The following is a 20,101-nucleotide window of genomic DNA, read 5'->3' as shown; positions in this document are numbered from 1 at the left end:
AGATTAGAAAGTTATATTAGCTCCCAACATAAAAGTTCTTGCCTGCGGATAAAATGCTCTGTCTATACCAAAAGAATCTCCTGCTGCAATTTCAGGGTCGTACCCTGTATATTTTGTGAAAGTAAATAGGTTTTCGGCAGTTACATAAAACCTAAGCTTGCTCACCCCGAAGTTTTGTGTAGTATCTTGCGGAAGTGTGTAGCCTAACTGGACCAATTTAATTCGGAAATAATCTCCTTTTTGCAGATACCAATCAGACAGTCTCGAATAATTTTTGTTTACATCTGCTCTTGTTAATCTTGGATTTTCATTAGTAGAGCCTTCTCCGGTCCATCGGTCTAAAATTTTGGTTTGATAATTGGCATCCAGCATATCTAATCTTCTTAGCCCCTGGAAAATTTTGTGTCCAGCAGCACCTTGTCCGAATACCATAAAATCCCAATTTTTATAACTTAGATTTAAAGTAGCTCCAAAATTATATTTAGGAATTGAGCTTCCCAGATTTACTCTATCTAAATCATCGATTACACCATCACCATTAGAGTCTGCCCAAATAAAATCTCCAGGTTTTGCATTTGTTTGCAGTAATTGTCCATTAGAATTTACATAAGCATCAATCTGTGCCTGATTTTGGAAAACCCCTAAAGTTTTAAAGCCGTAGAAAGAGTTATAAGCATCACCTACTACAATTCTCTGTATCGTTCCCATAGATTGGAAACCTGCCCCATCCAGATATTTTGTTCCTTGCTCAAGCGATAAAACTTCATTTTTATTATAAGCAAAATTAGTATTTACAGAAACCGTGAAATCATTCCAATTTTTTTTGTAGCCTAATTCTACTTCAATCCCTTTATTGCTCATATCTCCAATATTGGCTATATAAGATCCAGTAACTCCCACATAACCTGGAATTTGAACAGGTCGAAGAATGTCTGATGTTTTTTTATCATACACATCAACCGTTAAAGTAATATTATTAAAAAGTCGTAAATCTGCCGCAATATTGGTTTGTGTGGTAGTTTCCCATTTTAGATCTTTATTTTCCAGACCACGTTGTAGATATCCAATTATTGCGCCTCCAGATCCGCTGGTATAATTAGCGTCGGAAACATAGAATTTAGAGAATTTGTAAGCATCAATACCATCATTTCCTAAAGTTCCGTAACCTCCACGAAATTTTAAATTATTAATAATATTATTTTCCGGCCAGAAATTTTCCTTATCCACATTCCATCCTAGAGAGAATGATGGAAATATTCCCCAATGATGATTTGCCCCAAACAATGACGAACCATCATACCTTAAGGTACCTGTAAATAAGTATTTGTTTTTAAAATCGTAAATTAAACGTCCGAAATAAGAAGCTTTATTCCATTCCTGATTATCCCATGCTGAGGAAGTTTGGTTGGCCAAAGGAACATCAAAATTGAAAGAAGCATCTTCATAACTGCTAATAGGGAGACCTTTATGTGTAACGCTTTGCCCAAATCCAATGTTATAATCATAATAGCCTGTTCCCAAAAGCACATTAAAATTGTGATTTCCAAACTTATTTTGGTAATTCAATGTGTTTTCAAAACTCCATTCAAATTTGGTTTGAGTAGTACGGCTAAGACTGTTTAAAAGTAAATTGCTGTATGTAGAACTTAAATAGTACAGTGGCGTGAAATTTTGGCTTCCCCAATACGCTTTTTTTCCATTTAATGAAGTTTTAAATGTAAAATGATCTAAAAATTTCACTTCCGCAAAAACATTGCCAATAAAGTCGTCCGACCAGTTCTTGTTGCCTAATTGTGTATATCTAAATGCTCTTGGATTAGACATTTCCTGGTTTACATATGGTGAAATTCCGTAAGGGTTTCCGTTTTCATCTCTTATGATATTCGGATCTGTATATAAACTAGGATTTACCTGCGACCAATCTGTCACAACAACAGGAGTGGTAGGATCCAAATTCACCGCAGAACTTAAAGGCCCACCAAATTCGCCGTTTGCATTAATCCCCTGATTTTTTTGATTAGTATACGCAAAAGTCTGACCCACAGTCAACCAGTCAGTTACCTTATGTGTCGAGTTGAAACGTCCTGTTAATCTTTTATAATAAGAAATATCACTCATTACGATACCCGTCTGATCATAATACCCAAATGAAGCAAAATAAATAGATTTTTCATTTCCGCCTTGTATACTGACCTCGTGGTTCTGTCTTTCACCAGTTCCGAAAATTTCATCCTGCCAGTCAGTACCTTTTCCAAAAGATGCCGGATTTTGGAATCTTACAGCCTGTCCGTCATTTGCAAAACCTTCATTAATCACTGTCGCATATTGTGTGGCATCTAGGAGATCCAGTTTTCTTGCAGCGTTACTTACCCCGAAGAAACCATTGTATGATAAACTAAGTTTTCCTTTTTTACCTTTTTTAGTGGTTACCAAGATAACCCCTCTTGCAGCAGAAACTCCATAGATAGCAGAAGAAGCTCCATCTTTTAATACTTCAATACTTTCAATATCACTTTGACTGAGCCATCCAATACCATCCACTACGATACCATCAACCACCCAAAGCGGATCGTTATTTGAAGAATAACTGGTAACACCTCTTACACGAATCGTTGCTGATGCTCCAGGTTGTCCGGAATTAGAAATCACATTGACACCTGCAGCTCTACCCTGCAGAACCTGTTCTGGTTTTCCGGTCGGAATGTTCTCAATGTCGCTTGCTTTAATACTGGAAATAGCACCTGTGACATTACTCTTTTTTTGAGTACCATATCCAATCATCACTACTTCTTCAATTTTCTGTTCTTTCTGAATTGTGTCTGTAGTGGAGGTTTGAGCTTTAAAACTGGCAGTGAAATATAACACTGCTATCGCTCCTAAACTTGTAGATATTCTTACATTCATATACAGTTAGTTTTTTTTAATTCTCATTTTGAGACAATAAAAATATATTTTTTTTTAAATAATTAACATAATATTAATAAATATTTTAATTTTTCTTTTATTTTTGGGGCTTCAAAGCACTAAATTTATTCCAAAAAAACGTTAAAAAAGCAATTTTTTACTAAAATTAATCCCCAAAATGAGTACCCGATCGTCGAATATTTCACTTCCGCTTAAACTTACGTTTCTTATTTTTTCGATGGTCCTTAATTGCATGGGTATTGTAATACTTCAATTATCCAATGCAAAAATCGGATATGACAAACTTGGTTTCTTAGAATCCTTTAAGGATTTACCCATTGCTTTTATCTCTCTGTTTGCGGTGCATTTTATCAGCAAAACAGGAACTAAAAAAGCACTGATCTTTGCATTGGGCATTGTTGCGGTTTGTTCATCTATCTTACCTTTTGTAGAGTATTTCTGGTTTTTCAAACTGTGGTTTGCGATTATAGGGACGTGTTTTGCAATAGGCAAAATTTGTGTTTACGGAATCATCCGTAACAATATTACGGATGAGAAATCGCTTGCAAAAACAATGAATCGAGTTGAAGCTTCTTTTATGATCGGGATTTTCGTGGTGAATGTCGGTTTTGGAAGTCTGATCTCCAGTGAATATTCTGAGTACTGGAAATTCGGTTTTATATCGATTTCCTTAATCTCACTGTTTACTATTTTCTTATTGCTGAAAACGCCAGTGATTGAGGAAAATAAAACTTTGGCAAGAGGGATTTTATTTAATTTGTCATCATTCAAAACAGCTCCGGTTTTCCTATTTTTCTCCGTTATATTTTTTATTGTTTTTACGGAACAAAGCTTCAATTCATGGTTGCCGTCTTTTTATAAAAACCATCTGAGAGTCAATTCATTTTTTGCCATCCAGGCTTCATCGTTGCTGGCATTTTTCTCTTACATTGGAAGAATGATCACTTCAAATATTATTCACAGATTTTCGCTGAAAAGATATTATTTATCATGTCTTATAATGATTATGACGCTGCTTGGTATTATCTCTGTCTTACAATACTTCCTGGCGGATAATTCTAATATTCTTCTGTTTCTCTTTCCGTTAATCGGTTTATTTTTGTCACCGCTCTACCCTGTTATTAATTCACGGATGATTACAAAAATTGATAAACAGAAAATAAACACCTTCACCTCGGTAATTGTTATATTTTCTTCACTGGGAAGTTCGGTAAGCTCAATATTAATGTCGTTATTATTTGAAAATCAATTACTTAATTTTTACTCCATATATATATTATTGGCTGTTTTTATTTTATTTATTTTAAGTTTATTTTATTTTAAACAGGATACCTTAAAATTTTAAAAATAATTTTATTTTTACGGGCATGAAAACGGACAGCTCAAAAAATATAGAAACCCTAAAACAGCTCATTGAGGAAAAAGATTTTATCCCAAATCTTTCTGTAGACTGTACTATTTTTGGTTTTCATGACGGTATTTTAAAAGTCTTGCTTCTTAAGTATCATGACCTCGATATGTGGTCTCTTCCCGGAGGTTTTGTTTTTATTGATGAAGATCTCCGTGAAGCGGCTTCAAGGGTTTTGTATGAGAGAACCCATCTTAAAGGCCTCTTTCTGGAGCAGTTTCATACTTTCGGGAGACTCAATCGTACCGAAAATAACGTTCATCAGATCTTAATCAACAATAAAGGCCTTGATATCCCAAAAGACCACTGGATTCTACAGCGATTCATCACGGTAGGATATTGCAGCCTTATTGATTTTTCATTAACCAACACCTTTCCTGATGCCTTTAACGAAACCTGCGATTGGTTTGAGGTCGGGAAACTTCCCCAAATGGCATTTGACCATGAAAGAATCATTGCCGAAGGACTGGAATATTTACGTAAAAACATTGACACTCAGGTGGCTGCAAGTAATCTTCTGCCGGAAAAATTTACCATGAAAGACCTTCAGGTTTTATATGAGACCATTTTAGGTGAAAAATTCAGAAGAAATAATTTTCAGCGTAAGATACTCAGTATGAATTCTCTCGAAAGACTTGAAAAGCTGTACGACGGTTCTGCCAATAAAGCGCCGTACCTGTATCGCTTTATTAAAGATTAGCGTACATTTCTCTGAAAAAATTTCCCAGAGCTCCCGAAAAGTATTATTTTTAGAAAAAATATATTAATGTCATATTATCCTCTTACAAGCATCCCAGATTATTACGGAATTGATGCCTTACTTACCGAAGAACACAAGCTTATTCGCCAGTCAATAAGAGACTGGGTAGAAAGTTTTGTAATGCCGAATATCGATCAGGCTGCACAAGATCATACAGATTTACCGGGTTTAATGAAAGAACTTGGGAAAATAGGCGCTTTGGGTCCTTATATTCCTGAAGAATACGGTGGTTCCGGTTTGGATCAGATTTCATACGGATTAATTATGCAGGAGCTGGAAAGAGGAGATTCTGCAGTGCGTTCAGCTGCTTCTGTACAGAGCTCACTGGTGATGTTCCCGATCAATGAATTCGGTTCCGAAGAGCAAAAAAAGAAATATTTGCCTCAACTGGCTTCCGGAGAGATGATAGGTTCTTTTGGTTTGACAGAGCCTAATCATGGTTCAGACCCAAGTTCTATGGAAACGTATTTTAAAGATATGGGCGATCATTATCTGTTAAACGGGGCTAAAATGTGGATTACGAATTCTCCACTTTGCGACATCGCCGTTATTTGGGCAAAAAATGAAGACGGAAAAGTACAGGGATTAATCGTTGAAAGAGGTATGGAAGGCTTTACAACGCCGGAAACACATAATAAATGGAGCTTAAGGGCTTCAAAGACCGGTGAATTGGTATTCAATAACGTGAAAGTACCGAAAGAAAATCTACTTCCTGGAGTTACGGGATTAAAGGGTCCTTTATCTTGCCTGAATTCGGCACGATACGGTATTTCGTGGGGTGTAATCGGTGCGGCAATTGATTGCTACTGTACCGCAGTTCAGTATTCTAAAGAAAGAAGACAGTTTGGAAAACCAATCGGTTCATTTCAGTTACAACAGAAAAAATTAGCTGAATTCTTAACGGAAATCACGAAAGCTCAATTGCTTTGCTTACAGTTGGGTAATCTTAAAAATGCCCATGCTGCAACACCGGCTCAAATTTCTATGGCGAAAAGAAATAATGTAAAAATGGCTATTGATATTGCAAGAGAATCCAGACAGATTCTTGGCGGAATGGGAATCATGGGTGAATTCCCAATGATGAGGCATGCTGCTAATCTTGAATCGGTGATTACGTATGAAGGTACTCATGATGTGCATCTTCTCATTACAGGATTGGATATTACGGGATTCAACGCTTTTTAAGAAACATATAAAATAAAAAAAGTCTGATCATATAGGGGTCAGACTTTTTTAATGGATTAAATCGTACTTTAAAAACCGTAAGATTTTATATTTTCTGTAAAAGGAACATCAGGATTGAGGATTTCCAGGATCAGGCTTTGTATTGAAGTCATTGCATCATCTAAATTTCCTTTTTCAAACTGTAAAGCGGCAATTCCTTTTTTTGCTTCTGCAAAACTCCAGATTCCCGTTTCTACAGGATATCCCCAAAACTCAGGTAAATTTTCTACCACATATTGATAGATGCACAACTGCATAGCCTGTTTTCTGTCGTTACTGTGAAAGTAGTCAGATTTGTTATTTTCATCCAGCTTGATGACAAGATTTTTGGTTTTTGCAGATTTGTAATCAATAATTCTTACCGTTCCGTTCAGACGGTCTATTCTGTCGATAAATCCCATGAAAGAAATTTTATCGGTTTTGTTATCATTTAGATAAAAATCGACTTGGTCAAACCGTCGTTCGATATCAATTATTTCAAGAGTATTTCCTTGCTTGGTCAGTTCAAGATCATATTTCAGAATGGCTTCGATAACTTTTTTTGCAATGGCTTTATGAATAAAGTTCATCCCCTTATCATAAAATTCCGGCTGATGTTTTAGCTTTGCTATTGCCAGATTGATATATTCATCTATTCGTTTAATTGAATTTTCTAAATCACTATTTTTAAGTATCTTACCAATTAAGTTCTCATAGATTTCTTGAAGGGTAAAATGAACCAGGTTTCCATAATTTCTTACTGATAATTCTTCTTCAATTTCATCAGCTTCCGAAGTATTCAGAATTTTAGATAAATAAAAATCCACAGGATTGTATAGATAGCTTGTAAGGTGCGAAGCAGAAACTTTTGATTTCCATTTCTGCAGTTGCTCCATTACAATTTCCGTTTTTATAAATTCAATGGGTTTTGTAACTATCGGTTCAGAAGTATTTTCAACAATCAGATGTTCAATTGTATGGGAACTTTCCATCTCAATCTGGGTAATAAATCTGCTTTTCTCTCCGGTATTAACGCCCGAACTTAATGCATTGAACAATAAATGTACATTTTCAGCATCCTGAATAAGCCGATAAAAATGATACGCATAAATACTGTCATTTTCCAGAAAAGTGTGAAGATCAAAATGTTTTCTGATGTCAAATGGAATATAGGTATTCTGTGAGTTTCCTAGAGGTAGTTTCCCTTCATTGACAGAAAGCATAATGACATTCTCAAAATTGAGGAGACGCGTTTCCAAAAGGCCCATTACCTGCAATCCTCTTAAGGGTTCTCCCTGAAAATCAATACTTTCTGAATTGATATGCTGATTGATAAGAATCTCTAACGTTTCTATCTGAACATCAAAAGCATAGGGCGTAATCTGATTTTTTATAATTTTAAAGGCATTCTCGAAATGAGATACGTTTTCGTACTGTATATCATCCAGTTCCAGCCATTTTATTTTCTGGCAATACGCAGTAAGAGCATCCAGAAAATGGAAACCGGATTCTGTTTTGTGAAGAAGATTAAAGTAAGACAAATCATGCAATAATTCTGTAACCAAGTTTTTTGAAATATAAACAATGTTTTTTTCTTCAATCTGCGCTTTAAAATGATTGATGATATCTTCATCTTCAGCAGTTTTTGGAAGCTCTTCAAGAATCGGAAAAATATCTCTGTAATAATAAGACGATTTGTTTTTTTCCAGTTGTTTCTGTAAATAAAAAAGCTGTTTGACCGCATTGGAGAAAGAAAGGTTTTTCAATGGAAAACCCATGGTGATATTCAGGTTTTCAATATCATGCATCACATCCAGACTTGCAGGAAGAAGGTTTTCATCGAGTAAAACTACGGCGGTATTGGTAAATGTTTTATTATTGATATCCTTAAAAATATCAGGCAAAATTTTAGTCTGCGTTACATTCCCCGAAACCTCATAAATCTTAATCTTTTTGGGTTGGTTAAAATCATTTTCGATCCAGTTGAATGCACGGCTGTCATTAAATTCTTTCCACAGTTTATGATTTCTGAGAAATTTGCCGGCTTCCTGCCTTTCATCATCAAAATAATAATGGTCTGCCTGGAAAAAGCATTGCGCTTTATCCCACTGCAAGAGATTTCTTACCAGTTTTTCTTCTACTGGCGTAAAGGCGTTAAATCCGCAGAAGACGAAATTTTCGGAGGTATTCTTAGCAAATTCTGTGATTTTGTTTTTTGCTGCTTCCGTAATCATGCCCGAAGTGGCAAAATTTCTTTCTTTAAGCTTCTTTTTTAAAAAAGGAAGAAAGATATTCATATTTCTCCAGAAGTTGAGAAATTTTTTCCGGGGTACTTCTTCTTCATCTCCCAAATCCTGCGCCCATTCTTTAATCCGCTCTTCATCAAACATATACTGTAAAACGGCCTCATCATTTTCAGAGAATTTCAATATATCATCCCAGTCTTTCTGGAGCGTAGGAAACCATTTCAGAAATTCGGCAAAGTCATCATTCGGAATAAGAGGTAAGGTTTTATACACATCAAAAGCGAACAGCCATAATGCGATTCCCTGGATTAGCTGTTGATCTACAATATTGATAATCAGCTCTTCTATTGTATAGAAATTGGGAAGAAAACCGGAATAGTTTTTTTCTTCAAGAATTTGTCTTATAAAAACGATGGGCCTTTTACCCGGCAAGACAATGGTATAGCCTGACAAATCTGAATTTTGTGAAAGCAGCTCATCTACAATTTTGGCAAGAAACTTCAAGATTTCTGATAATTTTTAAGTTTCTCTAATTCTTCTGTAATTAAAATATTGTACTGGTTTTGCTTTTCCTTATTCATTCCGTGATCTGTTTCCCGGTCATAAGAAACCTGAAAATTTCTGTACTCTTCCGAAATTTTATTGTAAATATCCTTAAAATATTTTTTGTAGTCTGCATTGGTAATTACTTTTTCAGCTACTTCTTTACGGAGTTTTCTGGCATGCAATTCTGCAATATCAAAGTGTTTTTGCTCGTGAAGCAGGATATAATCGTTTATCCTTTTATCATCCTTCCAGGATTTATCTTCGTTAAAAATGGTTTCAAATTCAATTTTTACAGGCGCCTTCATATCGCTGGAAGTCAATACGGAATATTCCCAGCCGCAATGCGTGTAGGCAACCACATTGGAGCCATTCATATTATTGGTTTTGCTTTTAAAGTTAGCCCATGTAAGTTTCAGATCACTTTTCCAGATAATCTTCTGACCCCACACCGCATTTGAAATTAAAAAAAGAGTTAAAAAAATTCCTTTCATTATTATTCTACTACAATGGTTTTGGTGATCCAACTGTTATTTCCGGTCCAGAATCTGAATGTGTAATTTCCTTTTTTCTGCGGACTGAAATTGAGCTGACTGGCAGCTGAAAAGGGCGCAGAAGCACAATTTCCGTTAGTATGATACTGGTAAGAAGTCACATCTCTCGAAAACTCACCCGAATATATATAATCATATCCGTAAAACCCTTCACAATGAGAAGGATACGTGGAGTACGTACGAATGCTCTGAACTCCGAAAACAGACATCGTATCATTTACAATCTGTACACTGTCTATTTTTATTCTATCGGCAGACTGAATGGTATCGTAATCATCATCTTTACAGGATCCCAGAGAAATCCCTACAAAAACAGCTGATACACCCAAATATAAAAACGTTTTCATTTATGATAAAAATTTATAATTATTAAACGTTAAAAATCAAAATTTAGTACTTTTTATTACTCAATTAAGAATTAAAATTGCCTTTAGATAAATATACTACTTTTTTGGTTTCAAAAAAATCTTCTTCAAAATAATTTTTAAGACTAAATATTTCGCATTTCAGCCCTGCAAGCTCTTCTGCAAGCTCTCCACCTTTCAGGTAAAGAACGCCATTATGTTTTGTATTAAACTGTTCTTTTTCAAATTTCCCTTTCAGCCAACGTAAAAATTCCGGCATCTGTGTAACGGCACGGCTTACTACAAAATGAAATTTTTCTTTTATTTTCTCTGCCCTTCCATGTATGGCTGTAACATTTTTCAATCCTATTCCGGACGCAACTTCATTCACCACCGTAATTTTTTTACCAATAGAATCTATAAGGGTAAACTGCACTTCCGGAAATAAAATTGCCAGAGGAATCCCCGGAAATCCGCCACCGGTTCCGATATCAAGAACTTTGGTTTTCGGAGCAAATGCCATTACCTTTGCAATGCCTAAAGAATGGAGAATATGCTTTTCATAAAGGGATTCCATATCCTTGCGCGAGATCACATTGATCTTTTCGTTCCATTCGTTGTAAAGATTTTCAAGCTGGATAAACTGCGTAATCTGCGTTTCTGAAAGATCAGGGAAATATTTCTGAATTAAAGCTATTGACATGGTAAGTAATTATAAACGCAAAAATAAGTTTTTTTAATGGTTTATGGAATTACACAATAAAGTTGAGCATTGCATTTTATAAACAATAATAACGCTATTTTAACAGATTAAACTTTTATATATATATTTGTTAAAATACAAAAGAACTACATGAATAAACTTTCAGAGAGAGTACAAAGATTAGGATACTCACAGACTTTCGTCATGTCAAATAAAGCCAGAGAGATGAAAGCCAGTGGAATAGACGTTATAAGCTTAACGCTTGGCGAGCCGGATTTTGACGTTCCAAACAATATAAAACAGGCCGCTTTTGATGCCATCAACGATAATTACAGCCACTACTCTCCTGTTCCGGGATTTTTGGAACTTCGTGAAGCAATTTCTTATAAACTGAAAAGAGATAATAATCTAGATTATAAAGCATCGCAAATATGCGTTTCGAACGGTGCAAAACAGGCCATCTTAAATGTATTGGCCTCAATAATCAATGACGGAGATGAAGTTTTGCTTCCCGCACCTTTTTGGGTAAGCTACGATGAGATGGTAAAAATGATGGGCGGAAATTCTACCTTGCTTCCAACTTCTTATGTAACCGATTTTAAAATCACGGCAGAACAGCTGGAACAGGCAATTACAGATAAGACCAAAGCCATTCTTTTCAGTTCGCCCTGCAATCCTTCCGGCGGATATTATACGTATGATGAATTGAAATCCCTGGCAAAAGTAATTGCCAAATATCCTCACGTAACCGTAATTTCCGATGAGATCTATGAATACATCAATTATGAAACAAATACCACTTCAATAGCACAGTTTCCAGAAATATACGAGCAAACTGCGGTCATTAACGGAATGTCAAAAGCTTTTGCGATGACAGGCTGGAGAATTGGTTATTCAGCCTGTCCGGAATGGCTGGCTAAAGCCTGTGAAAAAATTCAGGGGCAAATGACAAGCGGTGCGAATACCGTGGCGCAGAGAGCTTCCATCACTGCTTTAAAAACGGATCCGTCTGAATACAGATACATGATTGATGCCTTTGAAGAAAGAAGAAATCTGATGTATGAGCTGATTAAGGAAATCCCAGGATTTAAAGTTCTTTTGCCGAAAGCTGCATTTTACTTTTTCCCGGATATTTCTTTTTATATCGGGAAAACTTTGAATGGAACCGAAATAAAAGATGCTGATGATTTTGCCATGTACATTCTGGAAAATGCTCACGTAGGCTGTGTAGGCGGAGTATCGTTCGGCAGCCCGGAATGTATCCGCTTTTCATATGCCGCTTCAGAAGAAGATTTAAGGGAAGCGATGAAGAGAATAAAAGAATTACTGACAACGTCTAAATAAATTAGAAGTTCTTCCCCAGGGAAGAACTTTCTTTTACAATTTTATTAGCATGATAAACATCCTTATACCTATAAGTCTGGAGGAATAATAATGTAACATTCTTCATTAATAGCGATACAAACGTCAGCATCGGGACAATAATATTTTCCGGGAGGACATTTTGAAGTAGTTGCCGCACCTTTAATCGCCTTCAGCTCTTTTCTTGAGAGACTTTTTAAATTTTTCATAATAATTGGATTTGATTGTGATATAAAATTTTAAATTTCTATATGTTCAAAGTTAATGAAATAAATATTTTAAATTTAAATTAATTCTATATTTTCAATAAGTAATAAAAAACAATTATAGATTTTATTAATTGGAAAGTATTTTCTTGATAGACAAATTAATTATATATTTGCATCATAAATAAAACAAAAAAATAAAAAATATGTCTTTAGTAGGAAAAAAATTCCCAAACGTAACGATTGACGCAATGTCTGAAATGGGTGATGATCTTAGAATCAACATTTTTGAAGAAACTACAAAAAATCAACAAAAAGTGCTTTTATTCTGGTATCCGAAAGATTTTACTTTTGTTTGCCCGACTGAGCTTCACGCTTTTCAGGAAGCTTTAGGAGAATTTGAAAAAAGAAACACTAAAGTTATCGGTGCTTCTTGCGACACCAACGAAGTGCATTTTGCATGGTTGAATGTTTCAAAAGATAACGGAGGTATTGAAGGAGTAACGTATCCATTATTAGCTGATACACACAGACAACTGGCTAATTTGCTGGATATTGTAGATCAGGATCTTGAGTTTGATGAAGAAGGAAACGAATATTTTACAGGTTCAAATGTTACATACAGAGCAACTTATCTTATTGACGAGACCGGAAAAGTATTCCACGAGTCTGTAAATGATATGCCGCTTGGAAGAAATGTGAAAGAATATTTACGATTAATTGATGCGTATACACACGTTCAGAAACACGGAGAAGTTTGCCCTGCAAACTGGGAAGAAGGAAAAGACGCGATGAAAGCTGACCGAAATTCTACCGCTGAGTATTTATCAAAAAACTAAAGTTTTAATATATCAATGTAGCAATTTAACAGTATAACAATTTTAAGACTCTTTTTCAATTGTTAGATTGGTAAATTATTAAATTACTACATTGTTAAATTTGGAAAATTTAACTTATGTACACAGAATTAACAGACGATACGCTGCAGAATATTGTAAGCGAAAATGAAAAAGTAGTGGTACAGTACGGAGCAACATGGTGCGGAAACTGCAGAATTATGAAGCCAAAATTCAAAAAGCTGGCCTCTGAAAATGATGAGATTCCGTTTTTGTATGTAGACGCAGAAAAACTTCCTGAAAGCAGAAAACTGGCTAAAGTTGATAATCTGCCTACATTCGCTATTTTTAAAAATGGAGAATTGGTGAATCAGGTACAATCGAACCAGGCAGAAAGTTTAATTAACCTTTTTAATGAATTATCATGAAGCTTCCTGTAATAAGACAGTTTTATCAAAACCAGACCCCCGAAAATCTTGAAAAAACACTGGAAGTTTTAGAAAGCTTCAGCGAATTCAGAGGAACGAGTGAAGAAGACTTAAACGTTGCCGGTGAATTGATTACCAATATCTGCGGCGCTTTGGAAGTTCATGCCAACGTACAAAACGGAATGAGTGAAAAAGATGCTTTAAATTCTTTTGCCCAGAAGGTTTTAGGATCTATTGATAAATAATTACTTTAAAAAGTAAAGATTAAGAATTGATATAAAGAGAGATGATTCTCAAAAAAAAATCCTGATGTAAAAATCAGGATTTTTTAATTTATATATGAATTTGAATTTTGTAATTCATAATTTATAATTCGTAATTTATTAGCTTCTTCTGTTTAAGATGCTCAAAATATACCAGAACAACAGCATTATCGAAGCAAAAAGCTGCAAAGAAGCTCCTACATACTGATTGGTAGTATAAGAATCTTTAAGCTTGCTTGTTTGATATAAAATGCTTGCTGAAGCCAAAATTACCATTCCCACGGAAAACCAAAGACCAAGATTAAACCCGAAAAGCATTCCGCCAACGATCAAACCCAGTGCAATAAAACCTCCGATTACAATGATATTTCTTAAAAATGAAAAATCTCTTTTTGAAGTAAAGGCCACTGCAGATATCCCTGCAAACATGGCAGTGGTAAGCGTTGCCGCCTGAAAAATAACCTGCCCTCCCGATTGTAATATGGCAATGTAGATTAAAGGAAGAAAAATCATAGCTTCAAGCACGACATAAAATCCCAAGCCAAAATACTGTGTTGCCCTGCTCTGAGACAAAGACCATTTGGACGCTAAAAATGAAGCCAGCCAGAAAACACCGATAATTAATAACCACGCATATTTCTGAACAAACATCATATAAATTAATTCTGCCGGTACAATTTTCAGCAGAACTGTTTCCACTCCTATAAAAGCTAATATTGCAAAGGCGACGTGTGCATATGTTTTTTTGTAAAAATTTGCTTTTTCAACCTCGGTAGATTGCGCAACTATAACATTTGAAATCATAATTATATTTTTATAAAATTTTAATAATTTATTTTGTTTTTTTAAACGGTTTTATACCAAGAATTTTGCCATCATTTTCAAAAACTACTGTAATCACTTCTTTAGGATCAACTGCTTTATCATCTGCATACTTATATTGAATCATGGGATATGTATTGCCATCCAACAGCGGCTTATACCCCATTTTTATGATCTCCATTTTTCTGGTGGTGTTAATTTCTGTACCGAGCTTCGTATAAACGGCATCCGTAACGACTTTTTTCGCATTATCAGAAAGTAAGCTTTCCATTCTTTTGCGGTCAGAAGATTTTAAGGCAGCGACAAACTGTGAAAATCTCCCGTTATACAATTCGATCTGTTTTTTATTGAGATCCAGAGGTGTGTCTGTTTTTCTGTTGTTTTCAACTTTCAGATCTACAACTTCCTGCGAATAAAAAAGCTGTACAGATAAAAGGGATATTATTAAAAATATTTTGGTCATTGTAATGATTTAATTGTTAATTTATGAATGAAGATACGAAGAATAATCAGATCACCTCCAAAAACTTCATGGTATCAATATTATCTGCATACGTATCTAATCCCGGATTCTGTGCTTCTCCGAAACTGACAGAATTAAAATTCAGCTCTTTTTTAGCAACAATACACTGAATGTCTTTTTCATTTTCTTCGATAAAATCTTCAACGTCATCCAAAGAAGAGTATCTGCTGAAATGAATTACAGATAACGGACTAAACAATTTCTCATCTTCTTTCAGCATAACAAAATTATTATCCCAAAACTGATCCTGATTCAAAAGATAAACAGCACGGTTATAATCGTAATTATTAGCGTATTTATTATGGTTTATAATTTCTTTAAAGTCTATAAAGCTTTCAAAAATCCTGTCGATTACAAAATCTTCAGGGATAAAAAGACGAGTGACATTTCTGCATCCCAATCCGAAATACATAAAAATATCTTTTGCCAGAAGTTTGAGCTCCTCTTCAGTCTCGTCACCTTTTAAAACCGCGACAGAAGTACGGTTTTTCCTGATGATGCTCAGATGATTTTTAAAATAATATTCCAGGTATCTTGCGGTATTGTTACTTCCGGTTGCAATTACCGCATCATAATTTTCCAGTCTTTCAATAAACTCAAAATCCACATTCTGATCTGAAAATTTTTTCCATTTATTCAATAAAAACGGAATCATGCGTTTATCCTTGGAAGATAGTTTAATCACCGGTATATGATTGCTCAAAACAACAGAAATCACATCGTGAAAACCTACCAGAGGAATATTTCCGGCCAAAATAAGCCCTACTCTTTTTGAAGTCTTTGATATAGAATAGGAACTCATCCATTTTTTGATCGACGGTCCTGTTAATAAATCAGACCATTGCTGTAGTGCAAATTTCTGGTTTTCAAGGGTAAACCATGGGTTCTCAATTTCCGATCTTTTCAAAACTGATTCAAATTCGTAATCATCTTCGTTAAAATCGTCTTCATTTTTAGATAAAAATGTATTTATATAGTTACTTAATTCAATAAGTCCTAAAACTTGCTTTTCCGTATTCATAATTACTGTAAAATTGGGGAATATTTTGTAATTTTGTGCAAATTTAAAAAAAATTAGCGATGGCTATTAAAATAACTGATGAATGCATCAATTGCGGCGCCTGCGAACCAGAGTGTCCGAATAATGCAATATATGAAGGAGCAGTCGACTGGAAAGCTTCAGAAGGTACCGAACTGAAAGGTACTGTGACATTACCATCGGGATTAACGGTAAATGCAGATTCGCCACAGGAGCCCGTAAGTGATGATGTCTACTTCATTGTTACAGATAAATGTACAGAATGCAAGGGATTCCATGAAGAGCCGCAGTGCGCCGCAGTTTGCCCTGTAGACTGCTGTGTTCCGGATGAAGATCATGTTGAATCTGAAGAAGCACTGCTTCATAAAAAAGCATTTTTACACGGTGAATAAAAAACGCCGTCTCAAATAGTATGAGACGGCGTTTTTATTGATTATATTTAGACATCAATTAAAAACAGCAGATCATAAAATCGGCAAAATCTTTCAATAAAAACAAAAAGTAAAATTATGAGCAAAAAGCACAATTTCAGCGCAGGACCATGTATCTTACCTCAGGAAGTATTCGAAAAATCGGCACAGGCTATTTTAGACTTTAACGGGATTGGTTTATCGCTTCTTGAGATCTCGCACAGAAGCAAAGATTTTGTCGCGGTAATGGATGAAGCTCGTGCAATTGTAAAAAGACTGATGAACCTGGGTGACGATTATGAAGTTCTCTATTTAGGAGGAGGTGCAAGTCTGCAATTCGCAATGGTTCCTTACAATTTAATGAAAGTAGGCGGAAAAGCAGCTTATACCGATACCGGAACGTGGGCTGCAGGAGCAATTAAAGAAGCAAAAAAAGTAGGAACAGTAGATGTTGTAGGATCTTCAAAAGAAAAAAACTATTCTTTTATCCCTAAAGATTATACAGTAGGTTCAGAGTATGATTATTTTCACTGTACCTCAAACAATACGATCTATGGAACTCAGATGAAATCTTTCCCTGAAGTGGATACCGTAATGGTTTGCGATATGAGTTCGGATATATTCTCCAGACAGCTGGATTTCTCAAAATTCGATTTGATCTACGCCGGAGCTCAAAAAAATATGGGACCTGCAGGAGTGACTTTAGTGGTTATTAAAAAAGAAATTTTAGGCAAGACCGGAAGAGAAAACATGTTTTCTATCTTAGATTACGCTGAGCATATTTCTAAAGAATCAATGTATAATACGCCTCCTGTTTTTCCGGTATACGCATCCCTGTTAACACTGCAATATTTAGAAAACAATGGTGGTATTGCTGCTGCTGAAGCCCGAAACGAAGCAAAGGCAAAATTGCTGTATGATGAGATCGACAGCAATCCTTTATTTGAAAGTTTCTGTGAAAAGGAAGACCGTTCGTTAATGAATGTTTCTTTTAAATTAATGGACGACAGCAAAAAAGAAGAATTTGACGCCGCATGGAAAGCCGCGGGGATCAGCGGGCTGAATGGCCACAGAAGTCTCGGAGGCTACAGAGCCAGTCTTTACAATGCTTTGCCTATAGAAAGCGTACAAGTTTTGGTAGACGTAATGAAGTCAATAAAATAACTTAATTTAGGCAACACAAAAAAATTAAAGGTTAAAAGCTTTCAGATAAAAGATAACAGACGAAATAAGTCTATAATCTATGGTCTGAGATCCAATATCTAAAAAGTAATATGAAAGTCTTAGCAAACGACGGAATTTCCAAAGCAGGAGAACTGGCTCTAAAAGAAGCAGGGATCGAACTTCTCGATAACAGAGTTTCCCAGGATCATGTTATTGGTTTTATCAACGAAAACAATGTAGATGTTCTTCTGGTTAGAAGTGCGACCAAAGTAAGAAAAGATCTGATTGACGCTTGTCCAAGCCTTAAAATAATCGGAAGAGGCGGCATCGGGATGGATAATATCGATGTAGAATATGCTATAGAAAAAGGATTGTATGTGATCAATACGCCTACTGCATCATCAAGATCGGTCGCAGAACTGGTTTTTGCCCATTTCTTTTCATTGGCAAGATTCCTTCATGAATCCAACAGGATGATGCCTTTAGAAGGCGATACCCATTTTGACGCGATGAAGAAATCATTCAGTAAAGCGTATGAACTTTCAGGAAAAACATTAGGTGTTATAGGGTTTGGGAGCATCGGGCAGGAAGTGGTGAAAATAGGGATTTCACTGGGGATGAAAATCAAAGTATTGACCAGAAAGCCAAAAACAAAAACTGTTACTTTAAACTTTTTTAACGGGCAGTCAGTTGATTTTGAGATCACCTCTACCAATGATTCTGAAGCATTTTTCAAAGACACCGATTTTATAAGCATCAATACGCCTAAAACAAATGAATACATCATTGATACCCCTCAGTTTGAACTCATGAAAGAAGGCGTTTATATTGTCAATACTGCAAGAGGAGGCGTTATCAACGAAGTTACGCTGCTTGATTATATCGATTATGGCAGGATTGCAGGAGCTGCGCTTGATGTTTTCGAAAACGAACCTACTCCCGAACTGATTTTATTAATGAATCCGAGCCTGTCTCTCACTCCGCATCTTGGAGGAAATACAATAGATGCGCAGGAAAAAATCGGGGTCGAGCTTGCAGAGCAGATTATCGAAATTATAAAGAAACTATAAATAATATATGCCAGTTTTTAAACCTTTCCGTGGGATAAGACCTCATAAAGATCATGAAGCCACCTTTCCTACTCATCCGATCGACAATTTTACTCAGGCAGAAATCGCTGAGAAAGCACAGGTAGAAAATACATACATGAATATGATCAAGCCGTATGTAGTGAGCAAATCCAAAGATGTCGACCGGAATCTGAGGAAAATACGTTCTACTTTTGAGGAACTCCTGGAAGAAAAAATTCTTGTTCAGGACAGCTCTGCTTATTATCTCTACGAACAGATTTATCCTAATAAACAGGTATTCAGGGGATTGTTGGGCCTTACAAGCATTGAAGATTTCCTGGCAGGAAAAATAAAAAGGCATGAAAGCACCATTCCGCAAAAAAAAGAAAAGCTGGCGCATTATCTTGATAAAGTAAATATCCAGGCAGAACCTGTTTTGCTTACTTATCCTGCCAATTCTAAAATAGAATTGCTGATGAATCATGAAGAAAAAAATGTTCCGATTTTCAATCATATAGATTCTATCGGAATCCGTCATAAAATCTGGAGAATAGACAACCGATTAAAGCTTCAGCAATTTAAAGAAGTGATTGATCAGATTGATTCCTTCTACATTGCAGACGGCCATCACAGAATCGGTTCTACGGCGCTTCATGCAAAGCACCTTAAAGAAAAAAATAAAAAGCACAACGGTACGGAAGCCTATAACTTTGTGTACAGTTTCATCGTTTCCAATCAGTCAATTAAAATTCATGATTATAACAGAATTATAAGCGACATTGGTGATCTTTCAACAGATGAGTTTTTAAAGAAACTTGAAAAGTATTTTCTGATTCATGAAAAGGGAGAAACCCCTTATTATCCGTCACAGAAATTCCATTTATCGATTTATATCGATGGAAAGTTCTATTCGCTTCACGTAAAGCATGACCTACGATCACAGGAGATGTCTCTGGATAATCTTGATCATCATCTTCTGGATAAATATATTATTAAAGATATCCTTCAGATTAAAGATTCAGACAGTTCAGACAAGATCAGTTATGTAAAAGGGATGTCAAACATTGAAGGAATTAAAATTCTGAAAGAAAAAGTAGACAAAGGTGAAGGAAAAGTAGGTTTTGGGATTTATCCGGTAAGTTTTAATGATATGATTAAAATTTCTGATTTGAAACTTCGCATGCCTCCAAAATGTACTTTTATAGAGCCAAAACTGATCACTGCATTATTAATGTACGATATGAAACCTTAATTAGCTTTTTTTCTTTATTTTTATGCACCGAAAAGAAAAA

At 35.5% G+C, this 20,101-nt stretch carries 20 protein-coding genes; 11 read left to right on the top strand and 9 right to left on the bottom strand.

Going from position 1 to position 20,101, the window contains the following annotated elements:
- Positions 1-3: 3 nt before the first annotated feature.
- Positions 4-2,904 (bottom strand): SusC/RagA family TonB-linked outer membrane protein, encoded by a 2,901-nt coding sequence (locus tag N0B16_RS03870; RefSeq protein ID WP_262989410.1) that lies wholly within the window; start codon positions 2,902-2,904, stop codon positions 4-6.
- Positions 2,905-3,157: 253 nt separating this feature from the next.
- Here N0B16_RS03870 and N0B16_RS03865 point away from each other — a divergent pair, with 253 nt between their 5' ends.
- The 3 genes from N0B16_RS03865 (at position 3,158) to N0B16_RS03855 (ending at position 6,278) form a co-directional block, all read left to right on the top strand.
- Positions 3,158-4,270, top strand: a complete 1,113-nt coding sequence (locus tag N0B16_RS03865) for an MFS transporter (RefSeq protein ID WP_262989409.1) — start codon at positions 3,158-3,160, stop codon at positions 4,268-4,270.
- 22 nt (positions 4,271-4,292) lie between these two features.
- Complete coding sequence (locus N0B16_RS03860; RefSeq protein ID WP_262989408.1) at positions 4,293-5,033, top strand: NUDIX hydrolase; 741 nt, start codon at positions 4,293-4,295, stop codon at positions 5,031-5,033.
- A 66-nt stretch (positions 5,034-5,099) separates the two neighbouring features.
- Entirely contained in the window at positions 5,100-6,278 is a 1,179-nt protein-coding gene (locus N0B16_RS03855; protein ID WP_262989407.1) for an acyl-CoA dehydrogenase family protein, read from the top strand.
- A 68-nt stretch (positions 6,279-6,346) separates the two neighbouring features.
- Here N0B16_RS03855 and N0B16_RS03850 read toward each other — a convergent pair whose 3' ends face one another.
- The 4 genes from N0B16_RS03850 to rsmG form a co-directional block, all read right to left on the bottom strand.
- Positions 6,347-9,046, bottom strand: coding sequence for a PD-(D/E)XK nuclease family protein (locus N0B16_RS03850; RefSeq protein ID WP_262989406.1), 2,700 nt, complete (start codon positions 9,044-9,046; stop codon positions 6,347-6,349).
- Positions 9,043-9,579, bottom strand: coding sequence for a DUF922 domain-containing protein (locus N0B16_RS03845; RefSeq protein ID WP_262989405.1), 537 nt, complete (start codon positions 9,577-9,579; stop codon positions 9,043-9,045). The genes N0B16_RS03850 and N0B16_RS03845 overlap by 4 nt, the downstream gene beginning before the upstream one ends.
- Positions 9,580-9,581: 2 nt before the next feature.
- Positions 9,582-9,986, bottom strand: coding sequence for a hypothetical protein (locus N0B16_RS03840; RefSeq protein WP_262989404.1), 405 nt, complete (start codon positions 9,984-9,986; stop codon positions 9,582-9,584).
- Positions 9,987-10,050: 64 nt separating this feature from the next.
- Positions 10,051-10,686, bottom strand: coding sequence for a 16S rRNA (guanine(527)-N(7))-methyltransferase RsmG (rsmG, locus tag N0B16_RS03835; RefSeq protein ID WP_262989403.1), 636 nt, complete (start codon positions 10,684-10,686; stop codon positions 10,051-10,053).
- A gap of 150 nt (positions 10,687-10,836) precedes the next feature.
- Between rsmG and N0B16_RS03830 the strand changes: the two genes are divergently transcribed.
- Positions 10,837-12,030, top strand: coding sequence for a pyridoxal phosphate-dependent aminotransferase (locus N0B16_RS03830; protein ID WP_262989402.1), 1,194 nt, complete (start codon positions 10,837-10,839; stop codon positions 12,028-12,030).
- Positions 12,031-12,098: 68 nt separating this feature from the next.
- On the opposite strand, the gene N0B16_RS03825 is transcribed toward N0B16_RS03830, so the two are convergent.
- Entirely contained in the window at positions 12,099-12,257 is a 159-nt protein-coding gene (locus tag N0B16_RS03825) for a bacteriocin-like protein (RefSeq protein ID WP_262989401.1), read from the bottom strand.
- Positions 12,258-12,460: 203 nt separating this feature from the next.
- Here N0B16_RS03825 and N0B16_RS03820 point away from each other — a divergent pair, with 203 nt between their 5' ends.
- From N0B16_RS03820 to N0B16_RS03810, 3 genes are all read left to right on the top strand, one after another.
- On the top strand, positions 12,461-13,093 hold the full coding sequence (locus N0B16_RS03820) for a peroxiredoxin (RefSeq protein WP_262989400.1): 633 nt from the start codon (positions 12,461-12,463) through the stop codon (positions 13,091-13,093).
- A 116-nt stretch (positions 13,094-13,209) separates the two neighbouring features.
- On the top strand, positions 13,210-13,518 hold the full coding sequence (locus tag N0B16_RS03815; protein ID WP_262989399.1) for a thioredoxin family protein: 309 nt from the start codon (positions 13,210-13,212) through the stop codon (positions 13,516-13,518).
- Positions 13,515-13,763 (top strand): DUF6952 family protein, encoded by a 249-nt coding sequence (locus N0B16_RS03810; protein ID WP_027375263.1) that lies wholly within the window; start codon positions 13,515-13,517, stop codon positions 13,761-13,763. Before N0B16_RS03815 ends, N0B16_RS03810 begins: the two co-directional genes overlap by 4 nt.
- Positions 13,764-13,901: 138 nt before the next feature.
- Here the strand turns inward: N0B16_RS03810 and N0B16_RS03805 are convergent, their stop codons facing one another.
- Genes N0B16_RS03805 through N0B16_RS03795 form a run of 3 tightly spaced genes read right to left on the bottom strand, consistent with a single transcriptional unit; the run spans position 13,902 to position 16,147 of the window.
- Positions 13,902-14,585 carry a Bax inhibitor-1/YccA family protein gene (locus N0B16_RS03805; protein WP_262989398.1) on the bottom strand — a complete coding sequence of 228 codons (684 nt, stop codon included), beginning with the start codon at positions 14,583-14,585 and terminating at the stop codon, positions 13,902-13,904.
- Between the two features lie 28 nt (positions 14,586-14,613).
- A complete protein-coding gene (locus N0B16_RS03800) occupies positions 14,614-15,066 on the bottom strand; it encodes a peptidylprolyl isomerase (RefSeq protein WP_262989397.1) in 453 nt (150 codons plus the stop codon).
- A 46-nt stretch (positions 15,067-15,112) separates the two neighbouring features.
- Positions 15,113-16,147 carry an acyl-CoA reductase gene (locus tag N0B16_RS03795; RefSeq protein ID WP_262989396.1) on the bottom strand — a complete coding sequence of 345 codons (1,035 nt, stop codon included), beginning with the start codon at positions 16,145-16,147 and terminating at the stop codon, positions 15,113-15,115.
- Between the two features lie 59 nt (positions 16,148-16,206).
- Between N0B16_RS03795 and N0B16_RS03790 the strand changes: the two genes are divergently transcribed.
- The 4 genes from N0B16_RS03790 to N0B16_RS03775 all read left to right on the top strand — a co-directional run bounded on the left by N0B16_RS03790 (position 16,207) and on the right by N0B16_RS03775 (position 20,061).
- Positions 16,207-16,557 (top strand): 4Fe-4S binding protein, encoded by a 351-nt coding sequence (locus N0B16_RS03790; RefSeq protein ID WP_262989395.1) that lies wholly within the window; start codon positions 16,207-16,209, stop codon positions 16,555-16,557.
- A 117-nt stretch (positions 16,558-16,674) separates the two neighbouring features.
- Positions 16,675-17,739 (top strand): 3-phosphoserine/phosphohydroxythreonine transaminase, encoded by a 1,065-nt coding sequence (gene serC / locus N0B16_RS03785; RefSeq protein WP_262989394.1) that lies wholly within the window; start codon positions 16,675-16,677, stop codon positions 17,737-17,739.
- A 110-nt stretch (positions 17,740-17,849) separates the two neighbouring features.
- Positions 17,850-18,809 carry a D-2-hydroxyacid dehydrogenase gene (locus tag N0B16_RS03780; protein WP_262989393.1) on the top strand — a complete coding sequence of 320 codons (960 nt, stop codon included), beginning with the start codon at positions 17,850-17,852 and terminating at the stop codon, positions 18,807-18,809.
- A 7-nt stretch (positions 18,810-18,816) separates the two neighbouring features.
- Positions 18,817-20,061: a DUF1015 domain-containing protein gene (locus N0B16_RS03775; RefSeq protein WP_262989392.1), complete on the top strand. Its 1,245-nt coding sequence runs from the start codon at positions 18,817-18,819 to the stop codon at positions 20,059-20,061.
- The last annotated feature ends 40 nt before the right edge of the window (positions 20,062-20,101 follow it).

Source organism: Chryseobacterium gilvum (assembly GCF_025628965.1).
Taxonomy (GTDB): domain Bacteria; phylum Bacteroidota; class Bacteroidia; order Flavobacteriales; family Weeksellaceae; genus Chryseobacterium; species Chryseobacterium gilvum.
This window is presented reverse-complemented; position numbering and strand designations above follow the sequence as displayed.

Coding starts and splice junctions, on each gene's coding strand:
- N0B16_RS03870 (WP_262989410.1), bottom strand. CDS start 2,904: ATGAATGTAAGAATATCTACAAGTTTAGGAGCGATAGCAGTGTTATAT.
- N0B16_RS03865 (WP_262989409.1), top strand. CDS start 3,158: ATGGGTATTGTAATACTTCAATTATCCAATGCAAAAATCGGATATGAC.
- N0B16_RS03860 (WP_262989408.1), top strand. CDS start 4,293: ATGAAAACGGACAGCTCAAAAAATATAGAAACCCTAAAACAGCTCATT.
- N0B16_RS03855 (WP_262989407.1), top strand. CDS start 5,100: ATGTCATATTATCCTCTTACAAGCATCCCAGATTATTACGGAATTGAT.
- N0B16_RS03845 (WP_262989405.1), bottom strand. CDS start 9,579: ATGAAAGGAATTTTTTTAACTCTTTTTTTAATTTCAAATGCGGTGTGG.
- N0B16_RS03840 (WP_262989404.1), bottom strand. CDS start 9,986: ATGAAAACGTTTTTATATTTGGGTGTATCAGCTGTTTTTGTAGGGATT.
- rsmG (WP_262989403.1), bottom strand. CDS start 10,686: ATGTCAATAGCTTTAATTCAGAAATATTTCCCTGATCTTTCAGAAACG.
- N0B16_RS03830 (WP_262989402.1), top strand. CDS start 10,837: ATGAATAAACTTTCAGAGAGAGTACAAAGATTAGGATACTCACAGACT.
- N0B16_RS03825 (WP_262989401.1), bottom strand. CDS start 12,257: ATGAAAAATTTAAAAAGTCTCTCAAGAAAAGAGCTGAAGGCGATTAAA.
- N0B16_RS03820 (WP_262989400.1), top strand. CDS start 12,461: ATGTCTTTAGTAGGAAAAAAATTCCCAAACGTAACGATTGACGCAATG.
- N0B16_RS03815 (WP_262989399.1), top strand. CDS start 13,210: ATGTACACAGAATTAACAGACGATACGCTGCAGAATATTGTAAGCGAA.
- N0B16_RS03810 (WP_027375263.1), top strand. CDS start 13,515: ATGAAGCTTCCTGTAATAAGACAGTTTTATCAAAACCAGACCCCCGAA.
- N0B16_RS03805 (WP_262989398.1), bottom strand. CDS start 14,585: ATGATTTCAAATGTTATAGTTGCGCAATCTACCGAGGTTGAAAAAGCA.
- N0B16_RS03800 (WP_262989397.1), bottom strand. CDS start 15,066: ATGACCAAAATATTTTTAATAATATCCCTTTTATCTGTACAGCTTTTT.
- N0B16_RS03795 (WP_262989396.1), bottom strand. CDS start 16,147: ATGAATACGGAAAAGCAAGTTTTAGGACTTATTGAATTAAGTAACTAT.
- N0B16_RS03790 (WP_262989395.1), top strand. CDS start 16,207: ATGGCTATTAAAATAACTGATGAATGCATCAATTGCGGCGCCTGCGAA.
- serC (WP_262989394.1), top strand. CDS start 16,675: ATGAGCAAAAAGCACAATTTCAGCGCAGGACCATGTATCTTACCTCAG.
- N0B16_RS03780 (WP_262989393.1), top strand. CDS start 17,850: ATGAAAGTCTTAGCAAACGACGGAATTTCCAAAGCAGGAGAACTGGCT.
- N0B16_RS03775 (WP_262989392.1), top strand. CDS start 18,817: ATGCCAGTTTTTAAACCTTTCCGTGGGATAAGACCTCATAAAGATCAT.